This is a genomic window from Chamaesiphon minutus PCC 6605 (assembly GCF_000317145.1).
Classification (GTDB): Bacteria; Cyanobacteriota; Cyanobacteriia; order Cyanobacteriales; family Chamaesiphonaceae; genus Chamaesiphon; species Chamaesiphon minutus.
This window is the reverse complement of the sequence record NC_019697.1, coordinates 2,425,870-2,443,090: the sequence shown is the minus strand read 5'-3', so window position 1 is coordinate 2,443,090 and position 17,221 is coordinate 2,425,870. Positions and strand designations below refer to the sequence as shown.

Below are 17,221 nucleotides of genomic sequence, written 5' to 3'. Positions count from 1 at the left end.
ATAGTCGTGAACTCACTTCCAAGTGCCATCTTTGCGCCATTTGCTAAAGTAGTAGTAGACAGTTGACGAGGGCGGATACTCCTTTGGCATTAACCGCCAAGCGCAACTAGTAACCAAGACATATAGAATCCCCTGAATGACCGACATCATAATTTGGCATGAACAAAAACTCGCCCTGCAATTAGATATTTTGGCTAAAAATCCGTCAGTTGAAGTTGTCTTAGGCCATCATCAAAAAATTCATTCGATCGATTTAATAAATGGAGCGACTCAATCTCCCTGCAATATTGCACCCGAACGAGTACTTTCATTAGGTACATCATTGTTCAGAAAATCGGCATTCGATAAAGTTGGCAATTTCGATCGAGATCTGAAATATTCTGATGATTGGGATTGGTTTATGCGGGCGAGAGAATTGGGCATCGAGATCGCTACTTGTCCGAACACAGTTTTGTTTTATCGCCGTCACGATCGGAATATTACCAATCAAATAGAGCTAGGTAATCGCTACACTTTAAGAATGCTCAAACAGTCACTAGATAGTCGCCGTCACCAAAATCATGGCTTGGCAAACTCTTTGCCAGAAATATCCAATTGCTAACTACAACCTATCGAATATCTCCGCTCGGCTGTGGCATTAGGATTATCACTCGTTCATCGGTTGGTACGTTCCTCAACTTCCGATCTCCAGTGAAGCTAAGTTCAGATCCCGCAACTACCAAGCCGCTCTCGTTTGAATTAAAGTCACTCTTGACATCGGTAACCGTCAAAATCTATTCGCAGATGATGTTTGGCGGCTACTGAGCGCGATCTTTGCGAGCTAGCTATTGCGAACAAAAAGGTTAGCAGCCCAGAATTTTGCGCCCGTACTGGTTTCGATCGAGTAGAAAATCGTGTTAATATGAATTACTTACACTTGGAAAGGTGGCAGAGTGGTCGATTGCGTCCGACTTGAAATCGGATGAAGCGCAAGTTTCCGTGAGTTCGAATCTCACCCTTTCCGTTGCAATAATCTTAGCTGAGTCACAAAGTAATCGATCGGTCTCGATCTTGACACTAGTGCGAAGAAAATCGAACGTGATAGTATAAAAAAGAACATTGTTCGGTGACTGGTGGTGTCGATCGACTCTAACAATATTTATCGAGTGACGAAGGTAGCTGCCGATCGCAAATTAACGATGGTGGCGGAATTGAATAGTATCAACCGTTTGGTAGCCGTCGCCGAAGCGCAGATCCGCTATCAAATCGAGCCAGTTCCGCCAGGATGTCCGCAGTTACCCGTAGGATTAAAACTGCGCTCGTACCAACAGCAAGCTATTTCTAATTGGTTTAAAAATCAAGGTCGCGGCACGCTCAAAATGGCGACAGGTAGCGGTAAGACCATTACGGCACTAGCGATCGCGCATCAATTGTACCAACAAATCGGACTGCAAGTCCTCATCGTCATCTGCCCATTTCGACACCTTGTCAATCAATGGGGGCGAGAGTGTGAAAAGTTCAATCTCGATCCGGTTCTTGCCTGCGAAAGCATCCACAAATGGCAGGGCAAATTCTCCTATCAACTCGCCAGAATCCATACCGGACAACAAAAATTTCTGACGATCGTCACTACCAATGAAACTTTAATTACCGCTGGATTTCAATCTCAGCTTAAGTATTTACCCGATCGCACCTTAATTATCGGCGATGAAGTGCATAACCTCGGTGCAAAAAAGCGCGAATCCAGTCTGCCCCGCAATGTTGGCTTGCGGCTCGCTCTCTCAGCCACTCCAGAACGCCACTATGACGAGAGCGGTACCCAAAATCTCCTCGAATACTTTGGAGACATCTTACAGCCCGAATTTACCCTCAAAGACGCGATCGAACAAGGTGCGCTCGTTCATTATTTATACTACCCGATCCTTGTCGAACTGACTCCAGATGAAAGCGATCGATATCTCCAACTCAGTCGCGCGATCGCCCGCAAACTCATTTACAATAGCCAAAATCGCGTTCCTAGCTACAATGAATTCGACACGCCAGATCTGACGCCTTTACTAATGCAACGCGCGCGCCTGATTGGTGCGGCGGCGAACAAACTCGTCGCGCTCAAAACCTTGATGCAAGATCGCCTCGACACCAGTCACACCCTGTTCTATTGTGGCGATGGTAGCAGCGACATGTCGGCTCCGCTCAGTGCAAGCAGCACCCAACAACTCGCAGCAGTTACCCAGCTACTCGGCAAAGAACTCGGCTATCGCGTCAATACTTACACCGCCGCCACATCTCTCCCCGACAGAGAACAACTCCGCCAGCAGTTTGAATCTGGCGCACTCCAGGGACTAGTCGCGATTCGGTGCTTGGATGAAGGCATCGACATCCCCGCCATCAAACATGCCGTCATTCTCGCCAGCAGCACTAATCCCCGTCAATTTATCCAACGCCGAGGACGAATTCTGCGACCGGATGTCGGCAAGGATCGGGCTACCCTATATGATATGGTCGTTTTGCCACCAGAATTAGATCGGGATACTCTCGCGATCGAACGTAATTTACTCAAGAAAGAACTCCTGCGCCTGATTGAATTTGCCGATCTCGCCGACAACTCTGCGGCTGCTAGAACCCAACTGCTCGCACTTCAGAAACGTTACGGATTACTAGATATTTAAATTAATTGATAATCGATCCTAGTACTAGAACTTAATATCTTGCCAGTTAGCAGCTTCACAATATCTCGAAATATGCTTAATATTCGTAGTAGCCATAACAACTGACTGTCCTGGATTATCTTGTTGTAATATTAGACATTGAGCAGAGATAATTACGTCAATATCGATCTTTTTCTTGTCGCTAGTAGGTCGCCCATCTGCTTGTGCATCAACCCACATTTGAGCGGCTAAAATTGCATCTTTTCTAGAGACAGGAATGAATTCTAATATTCCTGTTTCGGCCAGAATATCTAATTCTATGACCCCTGGTGCAAGCTGGTTAGCGTTGCCCGATCGCTCTAGTAAGCCTCTCCGAAATTCATAGTCGCAAAGTGTGGAAGTTATGACGCGAACTCCACGCGATTGCAAGCCATAGAACCACTGTTGCACTCGATAAGATTCATTTGATGACTCCTCAAAAGATTTAATTGGTTTAGCAAGTAAGCCAAGCACATTAGTATCTAGAAAAACAATCATTGACGATCTTAATTCCTAGACTCTTCAAGCTGCTCAAAGGCACGATCGAACTGCTTGTTAGACTTGTCGAGTTCTTCTGGAGTAAGGCGATCGATATTTGATTGCCTGATATTTTGGTAATGTTCGATCGCCAGATCTCGCTGGGCTTGAGTCATCTTTGAAAAGTTCAATACTCGATTTTGTTGGATTTTAGACTTTTCAAAAATTGTTTCCATGCGATCGGCATTATCTACCACTTTCTTACGATTCTCTAGGCATTCCAAAAACAACCGATTGAAATCAACCTTAAAAAGGAAAGAACGTTTAAATAAGTCAAGGCGAGTTTGTAAGTTTAGCTGGCTGAATTTAGATAAATCGTCACGTAACTGGCTGGCATAAGAGAAAAGAACTTCACGCTGACTGGAATTTAGGTTGAGCCAAAAAGAAAAATCTGAAGATTTTTCAGCTAACCAGGCTAGATTATGGATAGCTTCAGCAAATATCAGCGTCCTCGCAATCGAATCTAGACCATCAAAGCTCGAATCCTGGTAAAATTTACATAGCAAGTCTTCAATTTTACTATCGCTCCATCCATATCTGGATTTAGCCACGCGAAAAATCTTTCTGACGGTAGCTAAAACTCTGGCAGCACCTTTCAGATTATGGACATCGGTATCAGCCGAAAGGTTCGATTCATCGGCAACTAGTGCGCTCGGACGATTGGGAAAAGTCCACATTTCGCGATTGGGTAAAGCCCACGCTTCTCGATCGAATCTCAGTTCGGAAATAGCGAATAATTCTTTAGGAAAAGTAGCGATTGTCATGTAGTTAGCGGCATCGATACAGATCTCAACTTTACTAATTAGTAAACTGTCTGTCAATTGACGATTGCCGTCGAGCAGCCCCAAATTTACAACAGTTTCAATAACTCCGCAGCAGTAAAAGGTTTGGCTAAAAACGCGCGCACGCCCTCACCCATCGTTTTGCGCACCGATTCGTTGGTTGCCAACCCGCTCATGGCAATAATCTGGACTTGTGGATTGAGCTGAGACAGAGTGCGAATAATCGTCTCGGAATCTAATAATGGCATCATCATATCTAATAATACAAACGCGATTTCCTGCTTGTGCTCGGCATATAATGCGATCGCCTCAATCCCATCGCTAGCAGTTATCGCGCGGTAACCATACGTCTCCAGAGTTACCTTGGTAATCTCCTGAATTGCCACCTCATCATCCACCACCAAAATTAATTCACCCTGTCCCGATGGCGGTGCAGTTTTGACCGCAGGTGCGGCGGTACTCGTCGCCGTCGCGGGTAAGTAGACCTTAAACCGACTACCTTTGCCAACCTCACTATCAACATTAATAAAGCCATGATGGCCCTTGACGATGCCAATGACGGTGGATAGTCCTAGTCCCGTACCCTTGCCGATTTCTTTGGTCGTAAAAAAGGGATCGAAAATTCGATCGAGTATTTCTGGTCGGATACCAGTACCCGTATCGGCAATCTCGATCGTGATATAAGCCCCAACCTGAGCCTCTAAGTGCATCAGCGCGTAACTTTCATCGATCGGGAAATTTTTAGCCACGATCGCTAATTTTCCCCCATTAGGCATGGCATCGCGGGCATTAACGCACAGATTCATAAATACTTGATGTAACATGGTGCTATCAGCTTCGATCGTCCATAAATCTGGAGCCAGATCGATCGACAATTCGATATTTTTAGGAAATGCCTGCTGGATGATTTTTTGAAGTTCTAATAGTAGCTCGCGGACTTGCGTGTCGGTCGGCTTGCTCTCAATCCCGCGCGTAAACGAGAGAATTTGCTTGACCAAATCGGCCCCCCGCTGCGTGCTGTCATGGAGAATTTGCAGCAATCCCTGCGTCGATTCATCCATGTTGGCAATTTTGAGCGGCAGCAGTTGGACAATGCCCAGAATCGGCGTCAAAACGTTGTTGAGATCGTGGGCGATGCCACTAGTTAGTGTCCCCAAGCTTTCGAGGCGTTCGGTGCGCCGGAGGGCTGCTTCTGTCAATTTGTGCTCGGTGATATCTTCGGCAATGCCCACTACCCGGTAAGGTACGCCCGCACGATCTTTAATTGGGAAGCCGCGAGCGCGAATCCAGCGGATCGAACCATCGGGCCGCACGATCCGATACTCTCGATCTGAGTTGCCTGCTAGCGAATGCTCGAAAAAGCTGGTATGAATGCGTTGCCGATCTTCTGGATGGATAGCCTCGATCCATTCCATAAAATTAGTCGCCAAACTCGCGCAAGAACGTCCCCAGATTCGCTCGTAAGCAGGGCTGACATAAAGCATTTGCGGTGCGGTGGGGTCGGATATCCAAAACACACTTTCCGTAATGTTCTCGGCCAATTGCCGGAAGCGTTCTTCACTCTCCCGCAAGGCTTGTTCGGCATCCAGTCGTTTTTGTCGCTCTCGCGCCTCCCGCAATTCCCGTTCGATCGCCGGAACTAGCCGCGCGAGGTTATCTTTGAGTAGGTAGTCATGAGCACCCGCTCGCATGGCAGCAACCGCAGTTTCTTCGCCAATCGTCCCAGAGACAATAATAAATGGTAGATCCTGGTGCTGGTGCTGAAGCAATTGTAATGCTTCGGGCGCACTGAACCGAGGTAATGTGTAATCGGCAATGACGATATCCCAAGTCTGATGCTCTAGTGCCGCCTGCATTTGGTCGGCAGTCTCCACCCGCATATAGTCTAAGACATAACCACTACGCCGCAATTCTCTCAGCAGCAACAGCAAATCGTCCTCTGAATCCTCGACAATGAGTATTTTTAATTGGGGATTCATGGTAGTTGATAGTTGATAGTTGATAGTTGATAGTTGGGAGCGATTGGGCTTTAGGGTTGGGTAATGAGTAAAGAAAACATCAACTAGTTCTCTTCTCTGTGAGTCCCCTTGTCTCCCAGTTCCCCAGTCTCCCCCTTTTGCTAAACTGGTGGTGGTTCGTTCATCAACAACCAGTACATTCCCAATTGCCTAATTGCTTCGGAGAACTGGATAAAATCGACGGGTTTGCGAATATAACTATTGCAACCAAGACTATAACTATCTAGCACGTCTCCTTCTTCGCTGGAGGTCGTCAAAACTACCACTGGTAAAAATCTCGTGCGGGGATCGTCCCGCAGGCGACGTAAGACTTCCAAGCCATCGATGCGCGGTAGTTTTAAGTCGAGCAAGACCACAGATGGCTTGTTATTTGTATCTCGCCCCAGATACACGCCCGTGCCAAACAGGTAGTCTAGAGCTTCGACGCCATCGTGAGCGACGACTATTTCATTACCAATGTGATGGCGTTTGAGCGCGCGAATTGCGAGTGCTTCGTCGTCGGGATTGTCCTCGACGAGTAATATTACCTTCCGATCGGCGCGCTCGCTCATGTCGCCATTTCCTCTGTGGTAAGTGTGAAATAAAACGTAGCACCCTGTCCGATAGTTCCTTCAGCCCAGACGCGCCCGCCATGGCGATGCACGATGCGCTGTACGGTTGCTAAGCCGATGCCATTGCCAGGAAATTCACTGACACTGTGCAATCGCTGAAAGGGAGAAAATAATTTACCCACATATGTCATATCGAACCCTACACCATTATCGCGCACGAAGTAGGTTGAGGGCGTAGTTGCTTTATCTTCCTTTATAGATTGCGACCCAATTGCGCCAAATTCAATTATAGATCGATCGGTTTTGGCCGTAAATTTCCAGGCATTATTTAATAAATTTTCGAGCATCGCAGACAGCAAGCGACTGTCCCCGCGATCGACTAAATCAGGTTGGATGACATACTCTACCTGCCGTTCGGGATGGGCTAGTTGTAAATCGGTGCAGATCTGAGTGGCAATTTGGCTCAAGTTGACAACTTCTCGGTGCATATCGCTCCGAATCACCCGTGAGAGGGTTAGCAAATCGTCGATTAATTGTCCCATCCGTTGGGTTGCCGCTCGAATCCGGCGCAAATAATCATGCCCTGTTTCATCCAATTGCGCGACACAATCTTCGAGTAATGCCTGACTGAAGCCATCGATACTGCGTAAAGGTGCCCGCAAATCGTGAGAAACTGAATAACTGAAGGTTTCGAGTTCTTTATTGACCGATCTGAGTTCGACGATCGCTTGCTGCAAGCCTTGATTGAGTTCTTGAGCTTGGTGCTGGGCTTGTTGTCGATCGACGATTTCGGCTTGGAGTTTGGCTAATAGTTCGGCGTGTTTGAGGGCGACTCCCAAATGATGGGCAATCTGTGTGGCAAACTCGATTTCGGTGGGGTCCCATTCACGCGGGGCGCGACACTGATGGATACACAGCAATCCCCACAGGTTTTCGCCTTGCAATAGGGGTACGACCAAATTCGCTCGAACTTGAAACTGGGACAGGATCTTGATATGGCAGTCGCTCAAGCCCGCGCTATGAATATCCGTCACCGCCTGAACTCGCCCATGCTGATAATCAATCGCAAACCTGTCGCCAAAACAATCGTCGTGGATTTTGGTAGCCATGGCTGAATTAAAATCTGGATCGACATCTTCAGATACAAATTCACCATCATTCCAATGGGCATCGGGATCGAAGCGAAACATGCCCACGCGATCGGCTGCTAGGAGTTGGCGCACTTCAGCAGCAGTAGATTGAAAAATGACTTCTAGTTCCAAAGGACTCCGCAGGCGCGTAATAACTTCAAACAGGGCTTTCTGACGGTTTAATTTGAACTGTGCCTCAGTTAAATCCCGTTCTAAAGGTTGGAGGCGATCGGCTAAAATCGCTTGCAGCCGATCGAAAGCTGCTTCATCTCGACACAGAGCGCGTAATTGTGCCAATACTTCTGGAGTCATAACTCGAACATATGTAGCTCCTTAATTTTAGCTGAGACCTCGATCGCCAATTGCGCCCCGATTTGCTCCAGATCTAGCGATTGCTCGCGCACAAATTAGCTAGCAATTTCAACAATTTTAGGGCGGTAAAAGGTTTAGCTACAAAGGCTTTGACACATTCATCAGTCGCGTTCGTCACCGCCCGATCGGTTGCCAACCCACTCATCATCATAATCTGTACCTGAGGATCGAGCCTATACAAAGTTTTAATAATCGTCTTAAAGTCTTCGCGGACTAAAATGTCCCAATCGAACTCGCCCATAGCAGCGATCGTCAATTTGAAAAACCGCTGCTACGGACAACCGCCACTAGCAGTGTGGAATCCTCATCCTCAACCGATCTAACTCACACTGGGTATAATTGTAGAATCAACTCAGATTGTATCCCGAAAATCCCTTGTCCCTGTTCCAACTGTGGCTCTATTTGACACCACCTCTAGCTGGTGCCGTTGTCGGATATTTTACCAATGACGTTGCAATCAAAATGTTATTTCGGCCCTATACAGCCAAATACATTGGTAAATATCAACTTCCGTTTACCCCTGGATTGATCCCCAGCAATCAGGAGCGACTGGCGACGCGGATTTCTGATACGATTATGGGTTCGTTGCTCACCCCAGTAGAACTGCAAAAGATCGCCAAGCGATTGCTAGAGGTAGAGCGGGTACAAGCCGCAATTACCTGGCTACTGCAATTATCGCTAGAACAGATTCAAGCCGACAAAGAGCAAAAAACCGTTAAATTGCTCGCCAATATTCTCAAAGATTTACTCGGCGAATCCTTTCCGCGCTGGCTGCGAGTGCTAGCGCGCAAACCCGACTTTTTAGAGCCACAAATCAACCAGATTTTCGATCGCTTGATCCTCGAATTCGAGCTAACCGACGGACAAGCCGCACAACTAGCCGACTGGTTAATTAATGTTATTTTACCGCCAGAAGTATTGCGGGTTGCCCTGATCGATTTTTTGACCGATCGCAATATTCAAGTCATCGATGAAGGCTTGCGCGAAAAAAGTAGCGGTACTTATTGGGTAGTTGCCAATCTTTTTGGCGTCAAAAATGCCCTCAATCGGTTTCGGACATTCTGTTTAGACGATCGCGAAAAAGCCAACCAGATTATTTCTCAACTCATTGTCGCGCTCAATATCCGCAATCGCGTTCAGGAATTATTACGCGATCTTTCGCTCCAAAATTTACCCGTCTCTACCGTCAAAGAACTCCGCAAAACGATTAGCACCAATGTCCGCAGCTACATGCAAACCAAAGGTGTCGAACTGATCCAAGGCTTGACAGATTCTGTCGATTGGGACGGCATTGCCAATGTGGTCATCGGTCGGTTGCGTAACTCCACGATTTTGACATCATCTTTAGATGTCGTCAGTGCCGAACTTGCCATCATTATCGATCGCTATCTCGAACGCGATCTCGAACAAATCATCACCCAAGTTATTCCGATCCTGAATATCGACCAAGTGATAATCGATCGCGTCAAAGCAACTTCCCCCGCCGAGTTAGAAGCAGGCATTCAAGGCATCGTCAAAAGCGAACTCCAAGGCATTGTCAATCTCGGTGGCGTCTTAGGTTTTCTCGTCGGTTTAATGCAGACAGGCTTTTTGTGGTTTCAACGTTGAGCTATTCGAGCTTTATTGAAGGGGGAAAGTGCTTTGGATTTTGCTTGCTATACTTCCTGAAAATCTACAAAATAGAGATCGGGATTGACTCTAAAAAATTTCCAAACACTATTCTATCTCCTCGCTTCCCTCTCTCCTCCAACCTAAAACCTAAAGCGATCGAGCCTAAAGCGATCGAGCCTAATTTAATGATTAATTAAGTTTTCCAGAACGGAAAAACTGCTATGTTTTTAGATACTGGAGAACTTTAATCTACTAATTTACGTCTAGATAATTAACAGCCTCAAGGCCAATCCCAGCTTAAACTTCATCGCAAACCACAGCCAGATCGATGCGCATGATTTCTATTCTTTACGATCTTTTTTGCAGCTTTTGCGGAAAGTGCGAATCGGGAAGTGTAGATTAACTAGCGTAGTGTGGGAAAAGTTTCGTCAGCCACTTGTAAAAGGAGTTAAATAGAAACTCATGCCTAGTGTAAAAACTCGAACGGTCGCTCAACCAAGATCTACAGGGGATATGGTACGCACCTATCTTCACGAAATCGGTCGCGTTCCTCTGCTCAGCCACGAGCAAGAGCTTTGCTATGGTAAGCAAGTGCAACAAATGATGCTCTTAAAAGGCATCGAGGAAAGCTTAGAGCAGACCCTCAATCGTCCGCCGACCAAAACTGAATGGGCGCAAGCAGCCACGATCTCAGAAGCGGAACTCGATCGAGTATTACGCCAAGGTCGTCAAGCCAAGCAAAAAATGATCGAAGCCAACCTGCGACTGGTAGTTGCGATCGCCAAAAAATACCAAAAGCGCAACCTCGAATTTCTCGATCTGATTCAAGAAGGTTCGCTCGGATTGGAGCGCGGTGTCGAGAAATTCGATCCCAGCCGAGGTTATAAGTTCTCAACTTATGCCTACTGGTGGATTCGCCAAGCGATTACCCGCGCGATCGCCCAACAAGGTCGATCGATCCGCTTACCCATTCATATTACCGAAAAACTCAACAAAATCAAAAAAACCCAACGCGAGTTGTCCCAACAACTCGGACGCAGCGCGACATCAGCAGAAATTGCCGTCGCGCTAGAACTCGAACCCGCACAGATTCGCGATTATTTGACGCTCTCTCGCCAACCAATCTCGCTCGATGCGAAAGTTGGAGATCGTCAGGATACCGAACTCTCGGAGCTACTCGAAGATGGCGGGATCTCGCCCGAGAAATACACCGTCCAACAATCCCTGCGTCAAGAACTCCAATCCACTCTCGACGAACTCACCCGCCAACAACGAGAAGTCATCAATCTCCGCTTTGGTTTAGAAGGTGGTACGGAACTATCGCTCGCTAAGGTAGGGGAAATCCTCAATCTCAGCCGCGAACGGGTACGGCAATTGGAGCATCAAGCTCTCTCTCATTTCCGCCGCCGTCATAGCAGTTTCCGCGACTATGTAGCCAGTTAACCACAGCCGATGGCTAATAGTGGGGTAGAGCTTTGCGCTCTACCCCATCTTTTTATGTCTGCATTATTGTAATTAATTATTGAAAAATTCGATAGATTTAGCTAATATCTCGATCGGTATTAGCTAAATCTATCGGTTGGCAGTTACAGCCCTCAATAAATATTAGATAATAGTATTAGAGCCATAATGAATGATGTATTTCAGACAAAGTGTCATCTATTTATTAGCGATTTTTGAACTATTTAATTAGATGTGAGTCGAGCGATTAACTAGAAAATATTCGATCGCCATCGACAGCCAAAAACTAGCTTAAAACACCGTGTCATTTCTGATTATACTCTGTGATATGACGATCGATTGCCGTTCGCGAAAGGGTTGGTGTTTACGCTCGCTCTCACGCGATTGCGATCGCTTTGCCGCAGCCAAAACAAGCTGGTTGGCAACACTGACGATCGCGGCATTAACTGTAGTTGCTAGTTTTACTACACTGCAAGTACTGTCTCAGCCGCTCGCTCGTTCGATTTCCAATCCCACTGCCAATGGCATCTACCTGTATGGTGAATCCCTCCAACCTAATGTGGTAGGTAAAGAATATATTATTTTTGAAACGTTCGGCAAAAAAACGATCGGTGCTTTTTATCTACCTCGATCGGAGTTTAGTTGCTTTTACGGGCAATTTAAAGGCTCCCGCCTGTATGGGACACTCATCGATCCCTTCAATAGTCAACGTTCTAATTTTACCCTCGCGCTCGATCGCCATCATGGTTTGAATGCTAGTACAAAGCCAATCCTTGGTAAGCCTGCCTATGAGCAACTACGCCAAATTAGTAATAACGATCGCCGCATCCTCGCTGCTTGCAAACAACAATTGCCAAAGCGATAGTAATGTATGGGATAGGTAATAGGGGATCGGCAATAGCACCGATAACCTAATCCTGCAAATCCTCTGTCTTGTCTCGCTCAATCTGGAGGTTTCATCCAGAGCGCGAGCCGCAAATCCTGTAAATCCTGATAACAAAAGGGTGAAGGTAGCAGTAACCTTCACCCTTCCTATCTTGCTGACAAATTGCCACAACTAGGTTTATGACGGCGATCGACGCAGATGTCGATCGCCGTCTTTACCGCGATTGGGTAATAGGAGATTTTAGTAGCTAGGCTTGCGGAAATCACCGCCGCGACCGCCACCTTCTTCGCGAGGACGTGCCTTGTTAACTTTGAGAGAACGACCCATCCATTCTGCACCATCGAGATTGGTAATTGCGTTATCTTCGTTGGCGTCGTCGGACATCTCAACAAAGGCAAAGCCGCGCATTCTGCCAGTCTCACGATCTGTGGGGAGTACAACTCGTTTGACTGTGCCATAATCCTCAAAAACTGTTTTTAAGTCTTCTTCGGTGGCTTGGTAGGAAAGGTTTCCGATATAAATGGTCATGTGAGAAACTGTAAAGCTGGACGAGAAACTATACTGTGCAGTTAGCAGAACTTTAGTCGAACGTTAGCAACAAGGCGACGGAACTAAGTCTGATAGATTACTGAGGGTAGATCGATGATTTGGGATCGACTAACTTGGATAGGTAGCTATCTAATCTCGAAAATTACCTACTGTAGAACTGAACTAGTAATTAATAATTTTATCATACCCGATTTACTCAATTTTTATGAGTTATCTACATTACAAGTTGGGTAAGTTTTCCTAATATTTGGCGATCCCCAACAACGGCGGTAAAGCTAAATGAGTAAAGTTACTTATCAAGACTCTAGTCAATGTCGATCGATTGTGGCCCAGAGCGGCGAACGCTACTCCCAGTTTGGGTATTTGTCGGTGTAAATCCTGCTTGCTTTTCGAGCCATGTTTTGACGGGATCGTCAGTCAGATTGAGCCGCAGTGCCCCAGAGATGAAACCACTGCAAAAAGCGACTGGTTCGGCGACCAATTCTTTGATAATAGGTGTCAGTTCGTTCAAAAGCATAAGATCGATCGGGCTAGTAGGTCTGTTGGTTTAATTTTAGCTCAAAGGTTAGGGACTGGGGGACGTGGAGAGGGGGAGAGCGGGAGATATAAGCGTTCACTATCCACTATCCACTATCCACTATCCACTATCCTCTACCCTCTACCCTCTACCCCCCAATCCTCACAGCCGCTCTGTCCAAAAGTGGTGGAATCGGGCAATCTAATAAAATGGCGATCGATCGCGTCAGATCGTTAGCTGTTGGGAGAATCTGCCGTTGGTTGGTGAGGATTTCTAGACATGCCGCGATCAGGGTTTGTTTGACCTTGGTGGTGGCGGTGGCTATTTTTGACAAATCGGTCTGAAATTCGCGCCAAGTGAGTTCTGGGGGCAATTCTACCTTGGTGTGGTGGCTAGATGGCAGGCGGAGTAAGCTGGCTTCAAAGCGGTAATCGATATCTTGGGGTCGATCGCTACTCAAGCGGGCGAGGGTGCCTAAAATATTGACTATTTCAGCCCAGACGTCTTCGATCGAGTGATATAGTTCTGGGTGCAGTCCGGTGGTGGGTGCGAGTCGGTGGGCGAGAATTAGATAGACGATCGCGGTGTGCCAATTTTCGGCGGGGAGGATATTTACCATCCCATAGGCACACTTGAGCAAGCGAGGAACGTGTGGGGTGTCACGCAGTTTGGTAACCTGTCGATCGAGTGTAGATAGGCGTTGGTGCTGCGGAATATTTGCGACAGTCTCACGTAGGTTCTCGATTTGTTCGATAACTGCGGGTTCTTCGAGTTGAGCGAGATATGCTAATTGCTCGATCGATCGTTGTGAATCTAAAAGTAAGGCGTAGATATAAGCCAGTGTCCCATACTCGCCCACAGGAGCAGACTCGGCTGTTGTTTGGGATTCATACTCATAGAGATTTTCGGCTCCCGTGCTGGCAAAACCAGCTACGGCGGGGGTACTGACGATCGGATTAAAAGTTGGTACGGTTTGGCCATTAATCACAATTCTATTCCCTAATCTCTGACCCGTACCGTGAATAATTTGCAGGCGCAGGGCGAGGGGTGGATGGGTGGCAAATAATCCCTCCAACCAACTAAAGTTGAGTGCCGAACTAAAAAACATGTGACTGGTAGTTTCGGCGTAGGGTGAGTCGATCTGAGAACCCATACCGCCAACTTTGGCTAGAGCACTGCCAATGCCATCGGCATTGCGGGTAAATTGTACCGCCGAGGCATCTGCTAACAATTCCCGCTGTCTGGAAATCGCACTCTGTATCAATCTTCCAGAGATAAACCCCGAAAACCCGATCGCTCTGAGCAACAGTCCAAATATCCACAGCGGATTGTCGCGACTCCAAGTTGTATAACTCAGCAATCGCCCTGTCAAATGCAAGCACAAGATCCCATGCAACACCCCCATCAGCCGGATATTCATCGCCATATCCCCATTGAGAATATGACTGAACTCGTGAGCGATGACCCCTTGCAATTCATCGCGAGTCAATTGCTCCAAACTGCCCTGAGTGACGCCAATTACCGCATCATTAACCGTAAACCCCGCAGCAAAAGCATTAATCCCCGCTTCATTATCTAAAAGATAGACTGGCGGGACGGCAATTGTCGCCGCGATCGCCATTTCTTCGACAATATTTAGTAACTGTCGCTCGGCTGGTGTCGCCTGTTCGGCACAGATCCTGCGCCCGCCCAACTCAGCGGCAATTACCGCCCCACCAGCCCGCAACTGTTGGATCTTCCACCATGCTGGTATTCCCATTAGCATCGCCGTTCCTAGCAAAGTCCAGCACAATACCCGCCCATCCCACCAAATAGCTGGCTGACGACAATTGGGCATGGGCGAGCCAGAGCGAGTGGTTGAGTTGTAATAAATGTTGCGATTGGAGCTATAGTTAGGGCGAGATGTCCCGCTAAAACTGCGCCGAGCAGCATTTCCAGCCCGCGAAAAACCGCTAAATCTACCTACTTGGTAATCTCGTTGGCGTAGCCTCTGTGCAAGAGAATCGGGTGCTGGGGGTAAAAATGGAATCGTGACTTGAGCTGAGATCGCGCGTGGGCTGGTTGTTAAGCTTGTCGGTACGATCGGCTGACAACTCAATCGATCGCCAAACACCGCCCATTTTAAGGAAGTTGTATTAATCGACAGCATCGCTGCAAAGTAAATACAGATACCTGTAAACATGACTGCTGCTACAAATATCCCCACCAAAGTCCGCGTTGCACGTCTCGATCGATCCTGTTGCTCAAAAAAACTCATATCCAGCCACTTATGTCAATTGTTTTCTTTAATGCCGTGGATAGGGATGATAGTGAATAGTTGATAGTTGATAGTTGATATCAGTGTCTCCCAGTCTCCCCGTCTCCTCGTCCCCCCTCTCTCCCTCTCCCCTAAAACGACACCTGCGGAGCCACTCGCACTTCGTGTTCGACTGCAACTTCGCGCAAGAGTTCTGCCGAACTGAATCCAAACTGGTTTGCAATGAGATTGCTGGGGAAAGCTTCTCTAGTGGTGTTGTAGAGCGTCACGGCATCATTAAAAGCTTGACGGGCAAAGCCTACCCGATTTTCGGTAGATGTGAGTTCTTCCATGAGCTGCATCATCGTACCGTCAGCTTTGAGATTGGGATAAGACTCACTGACTGCAAACAATCGCCCTAAAGCACCTGTCAGTTCGCCTTCCGCCTGAGAGAGATTTTCCATTGCTCTAGGAGCACCAGGATCGCTAGCAGCTCTATTACTGGCAGTAATGGCGATATTTCGGCACGAAATTACCGCTTCTAGAGTCTCTCGCTCGTGAGTGAGGTACCCTCTGGCAGTATTTACCAGATTGGGAATCAGATCGTAACGACGTTGCAATTGGACATCGATTTGGGCGTAGGCATTTTTGTAGCGATTGCGTTGCGCGACAAGTCGATTGTAACCATCGACGCTAATATACGCGATCGTTGCTCCTAATACGATGATAAAGATAAGAATTCCCATAGGATCTGAATAGATAACTACCAGATTTAGGGTACCCACTTAGAATTACCGAATCTCGATCGTCAAATATATTACATGCAAACCAAAACTGATACTGGCGATCGACACAGTGCAGGAGTTTGAATCGCTAACCATGGGGCTTAGTCTTTAACCGCCCGCAAATGAATTCCTTGCTCATAGCCAAAGTTCACTAACTCACATCTTGCACCAATACGGAAAGACTAGTGCTTAGTAGAGATAGTCGGGTACCCACAAGGGGCACCCCTACAGATTAATTGCGTAGGGGTGCCCCTGTCTTGTCTTGTCTCGCATAATCCGGGAGGAAACCTCCCGGATTATGCGAGCCGCTGACGCACACAAACGGGAGGGAACCTCCCGTTCGATGCGTCGCTTGTGGGTACCCTGGATCTACACTTGACACTAGTATATTTGGACTAGTGCAAGATGTGAGTTAATTTAATTATTTCGATTCTCAACCTGCGGTCTTATTCTCACTCTTCTAGCTCTGACTCTAGGCTGGACTGGTTTGGGAGCCTGTGTTTGAACTTCGTTCGCTGCCGCTGCTGCTTTATCGATATTACCAGCTTTTACCCAGCCTTCGGCATTATCTGCTTGCGATCGAATCAATACCCACTGCTTATCATCGCTAGTTTTGACGATCGCCACTTTGGCATTAAATGCTACACTCCCAACTTTTTCAGCACCAGGGATGGGTTCTTTCTTCAGCGATAACCCATCTTTCCAGACCACTTTAGCATCGTAGGCTTCCGGTGGGAGCTGTTCTGGTGCCTTGGGATCTTTGGCTGGATTTGGCTTAGTAGCTACAGCCGCTTTGGGCTTAGCTTTGGCTTTAGCTATCGATTTACCCCCATCGCGTTCTTCTGCAAACATGGGTTTCGGCGGACGCATACTCATCTGAGTCACAAAGAAGTAATAGCCCGCTGCACCCACAACCCCAATCGTTGCTAGTAATCCAGCCAGAATACCAATGAATAGTTGCAGAGATTTTAGTGCAGGATTCATGTTAGGGAGTGGGGGAGTAGGGGAGTGGGAGAGTGGGGGAGTGGGGGAGTAGGGGGCGAGGAGACTGGGTGAGAGGGGAAACCTGAGTTCAAAATAACTATTCACTATCCTCTACCTAAAGCCTAAAGCCTAAAGC

The 17,221-nt window shown here is 47.3% G+C and carries 17 protein-coding genes and 1 tRNA gene; 6 read left to right on the top strand and 12 right to left on the bottom strand.

What is annotated here, in order from left to right; translation table 11 throughout:
- Positions 1 to 12: 12 nt before the first annotated feature.
- Positions 13 to 90, bottom strand: coding sequence for a transposase (locus CHA6605_RS37255; RefSeq protein ID WP_422678767.1), 78 nt, complete (start codon positions 88 to 90; stop codon positions 13 to 15).
- A gap of 46 nt (positions 91 to 136) precedes the next feature.
- On the opposite strand from CHA6605_RS37255, the gene CHA6605_RS11285 reads away from it, so the two are divergent.
- The 3 genes from CHA6605_RS11285 to CHA6605_RS11275 all read left to right on the top strand — a co-directional run bounded on the left by CHA6605_RS11285 (position 137) and on the right by CHA6605_RS11275 (position 2,648).
- Entirely contained in the window at positions 137 to 601 is a 465-nt protein-coding gene (locus tag CHA6605_RS11285) for a glycosyltransferase family 2 protein (RefSeq protein ID WP_041547928.1), read from the top strand.
- 317 nt (positions 602 to 918) lie between these two features.
- Positions 919 to 1,003, top strand: a tRNA-Ser gene (locus tag CHA6605_RS11280).
- 175 nt (positions 1,004 to 1,178) lie between these two features.
- The gene (locus CHA6605_RS11275) at positions 1,179 to 2,648 is read left to right on the top strand and encodes a DNA phosphorothioation system restriction enzyme (RefSeq protein WP_041549151.1); all 1,470 of its coding nucleotides are present in this window, start codon (positions 1,179 to 1,181) and stop codon (positions 2,646 to 2,648) included.
- 24 nt (positions 2,649 to 2,672) lie between these two features.
- Here CHA6605_RS11275 and CHA6605_RS11270 read toward each other — a convergent pair whose 3' ends face one another.
- The 6 genes from CHA6605_RS11270 to CHA6605_RS11245 form a co-directional block, all read right to left on the bottom strand.
- Positions 2,673 to 3,164 (bottom strand): PIN domain-containing protein, encoded by a 492-nt coding sequence (locus tag CHA6605_RS11270; protein WP_015159584.1) that lies wholly within the window; start codon positions 3,162 to 3,164, stop codon positions 2,673 to 2,675.
- A gap of 8 nt (positions 3,165 to 3,172) precedes the next feature.
- Complete coding sequence (locus CHA6605_RS11265) at positions 3,173 to 4,024, bottom strand: hypothetical protein (protein WP_157259964.1); 852 nt, start codon at positions 4,022 to 4,024, stop codon at positions 3,173 to 3,175.
- Positions 4,025 to 4,053: 29 nt separating this feature from the next.
- Complete coding sequence (locus tag CHA6605_RS11260) at positions 4,054 to 5,964, bottom strand: hybrid sensor histidine kinase/response regulator (protein ID WP_015159582.1); 1,911 nt, start codon at positions 5,962 to 5,964, stop codon at positions 4,054 to 4,056.
- A gap of 140 nt (positions 5,965 to 6,104) precedes the next feature.
- Positions 6,105 to 6,554 carry a response regulator gene (locus CHA6605_RS11255; protein WP_015159581.1) on the bottom strand — a complete coding sequence of 150 codons (450 nt, stop codon included), beginning with the start codon at positions 6,552 to 6,554 and terminating at the stop codon, positions 6,105 to 6,107.
- Positions 6,551 to 7,996: a GAF domain-containing protein gene (locus CHA6605_RS11250; RefSeq protein WP_015159580.1), complete on the bottom strand. Its 1,446-nt coding sequence runs from the start codon at positions 7,994 to 7,996 to the stop codon at positions 6,551 to 6,553. Before CHA6605_RS11250 ends, CHA6605_RS11255 begins: the two co-directional genes overlap by 4 nt.
- Positions 7,997 to 8,069: 73 nt before the next feature.
- On the bottom strand, positions 8,070 to 8,297 hold the full coding sequence (locus CHA6605_RS11245) for a hypothetical protein (protein ID WP_041547926.1): 228 nt from the start codon (positions 8,295 to 8,297) through the stop codon (positions 8,070 to 8,072).
- A 134-nt stretch (positions 8,298 to 8,431) separates the two neighbouring features.
- Here CHA6605_RS11245 and CHA6605_RS11240 point away from each other — a divergent pair, with 134 nt between their 5' ends.
- The 3 genes from CHA6605_RS11240 to CHA6605_RS31550 all read left to right on the top strand — a co-directional run bounded on the left by CHA6605_RS11240 (position 8,432) and on the right by CHA6605_RS31550 (position 11,993).
- A complete protein-coding gene (locus CHA6605_RS11240; protein ID WP_041547925.1) occupies positions 8,432 to 9,664 on the top strand; it encodes a DUF445 domain-containing protein in 1,233 nt (410 codons plus the stop codon).
- A gap of 465 nt (positions 9,665 to 10,129) precedes the next feature.
- Entirely contained in the window at positions 10,130 to 11,110 is a 981-nt protein-coding gene (locus CHA6605_RS11235; RefSeq protein WP_015159578.1) for an RNA polymerase sigma factor, RpoD/SigA family, read from the top strand.
- Between the two features lie 319 nt (positions 11,111 to 11,429).
- Positions 11,430 to 11,993: a hypothetical protein gene (locus tag CHA6605_RS31550; RefSeq protein WP_051038823.1), complete on the top strand. Its 564-nt coding sequence runs from the start codon at positions 11,430 to 11,432 to the stop codon at positions 11,991 to 11,993.
- Positions 11,994 to 12,254: 261 nt separating this feature from the next.
- Here the strand turns inward: CHA6605_RS31550 and CHA6605_RS11225 are convergent, their stop codons facing one another.
- From CHA6605_RS11225 to CHA6605_RS11205, 5 genes are all read right to left on the bottom strand, one after another.
- Complete coding sequence (locus tag CHA6605_RS11225) at positions 12,255 to 12,542, bottom strand: RNA recognition motif domain-containing protein (RefSeq protein ID WP_015159576.1); 288 nt, start codon at positions 12,540 to 12,542, stop codon at positions 12,255 to 12,257.
- Positions 12,543 to 12,867: 325 nt separating this feature from the next.
- A complete protein-coding gene (locus CHA6605_RS11220; RefSeq protein WP_015159574.1) occupies positions 12,868 to 13,080 on the bottom strand; it encodes a ssl0294 family protein in 213 nt (70 codons plus the stop codon).
- 148 nt (positions 13,081 to 13,228) lie between these two features.
- On the bottom strand, positions 13,229 to 15,337 hold the full coding sequence (locus CHA6605_RS11215; protein WP_015159573.1) for a M48 family metallopeptidase: 2,109 nt from the start codon (positions 15,335 to 15,337) through the stop codon (positions 13,229 to 13,231).
- Positions 15,338 to 15,468: 131 nt separating this feature from the next.
- Positions 15,469 to 16,062, bottom strand: coding sequence for a LemA family protein (locus CHA6605_RS11210; RefSeq protein ID WP_015159572.1), 594 nt, complete (start codon positions 16,060 to 16,062; stop codon positions 15,469 to 15,471).
- Positions 16,063 to 16,518: 456 nt separating this feature from the next.
- A complete protein-coding gene (locus tag CHA6605_RS11205; protein ID WP_051038821.1) occupies positions 16,519 to 17,085 on the bottom strand; it encodes an SH3 domain-containing protein in 567 nt (188 codons plus the stop codon).
- Positions 17,086 to 17,221 lie beyond the last annotated feature (136 nt).

Coding starts and splice junctions, on each gene's coding strand:
- CHA6605_RS37255 (WP_422678767.1), bottom strand. CDS start 90: ATGCCAAAGGAGTATCCGCCCTCGTCAACTGTCTACTACTACTTTAGC.
- CHA6605_RS11285 (WP_041547928.1), top strand. CDS start 137: ATGACCGACATCATAATTTGGCATGAACAAAAACTCGCCCTGCAATTA.
- CHA6605_RS11275 (WP_041549151.1), top strand. CDS start 1,179: ATGGTGGCGGAATTGAATAGTATCAACCGTTTGGTAGCCGTCGCCGAA.
- CHA6605_RS11270 (WP_015159584.1), bottom strand. CDS start 3,164: ATGATTGTTTTTCTAGATACTAATGTGCTTGGCTTACTTGCTAAACCA.
- CHA6605_RS11260 (WP_015159582.1), bottom strand. CDS start 5,964: ATGAATCCCCAATTAAAAATACTCATTGTCGAGGATTCAGAGGACGAT.
- CHA6605_RS11255 (WP_015159581.1), bottom strand. CDS start 6,554: ATGAGCGAGCGCGCCGATCGGAAGGTAATATTACTCGTCGAGGACAAT.
- CHA6605_RS11250 (WP_015159580.1), bottom strand. CDS start 7,996: ATGACTCCAGAAGTATTGGCACAATTACGCGCTCTGTGTCGAGATGAA.
- CHA6605_RS11245 (WP_041547926.1), bottom strand. CDS start 8,297: ATGGGCGAGTTCGATTGGGACATTTTAGTCCGCGAAGACTTTAAGACG.
- CHA6605_RS11235 (WP_015159578.1), top strand. CDS start 10,130: ATGCCTAGTGTAAAAACTCGAACGGTCGCTCAACCAAGATCTACAGGG.
- CHA6605_RS11225 (WP_015159576.1), bottom strand. CDS start 12,542: ATGACCATTTATATCGGAAACCTTTCCTACCAAGCCACCGAAGAAGAC.
- CHA6605_RS11220 (WP_015159574.1), bottom strand. CDS start 13,080: ATGCTTTTGAACGAACTGACACCTATTATCAAAGAATTGGTCGCCGAA.
- CHA6605_RS11215 (WP_015159573.1), bottom strand. CDS start 15,337: ATGAGTTTTTTTGAGCAACAGGATCGATCGAGACGTGCAACGCGGACT.
- CHA6605_RS11210 (WP_015159572.1), bottom strand. CDS start 16,062: ATGGGAATTCTTATCTTTATCATCGTATTAGGAGCAACGATCGCGTAT.
- CHA6605_RS11205 (WP_051038821.1), bottom strand. CDS start 17,085: ATGAATCCTGCACTAAAATCTCTGCAACTATTCATTGGTATTCTGGCT.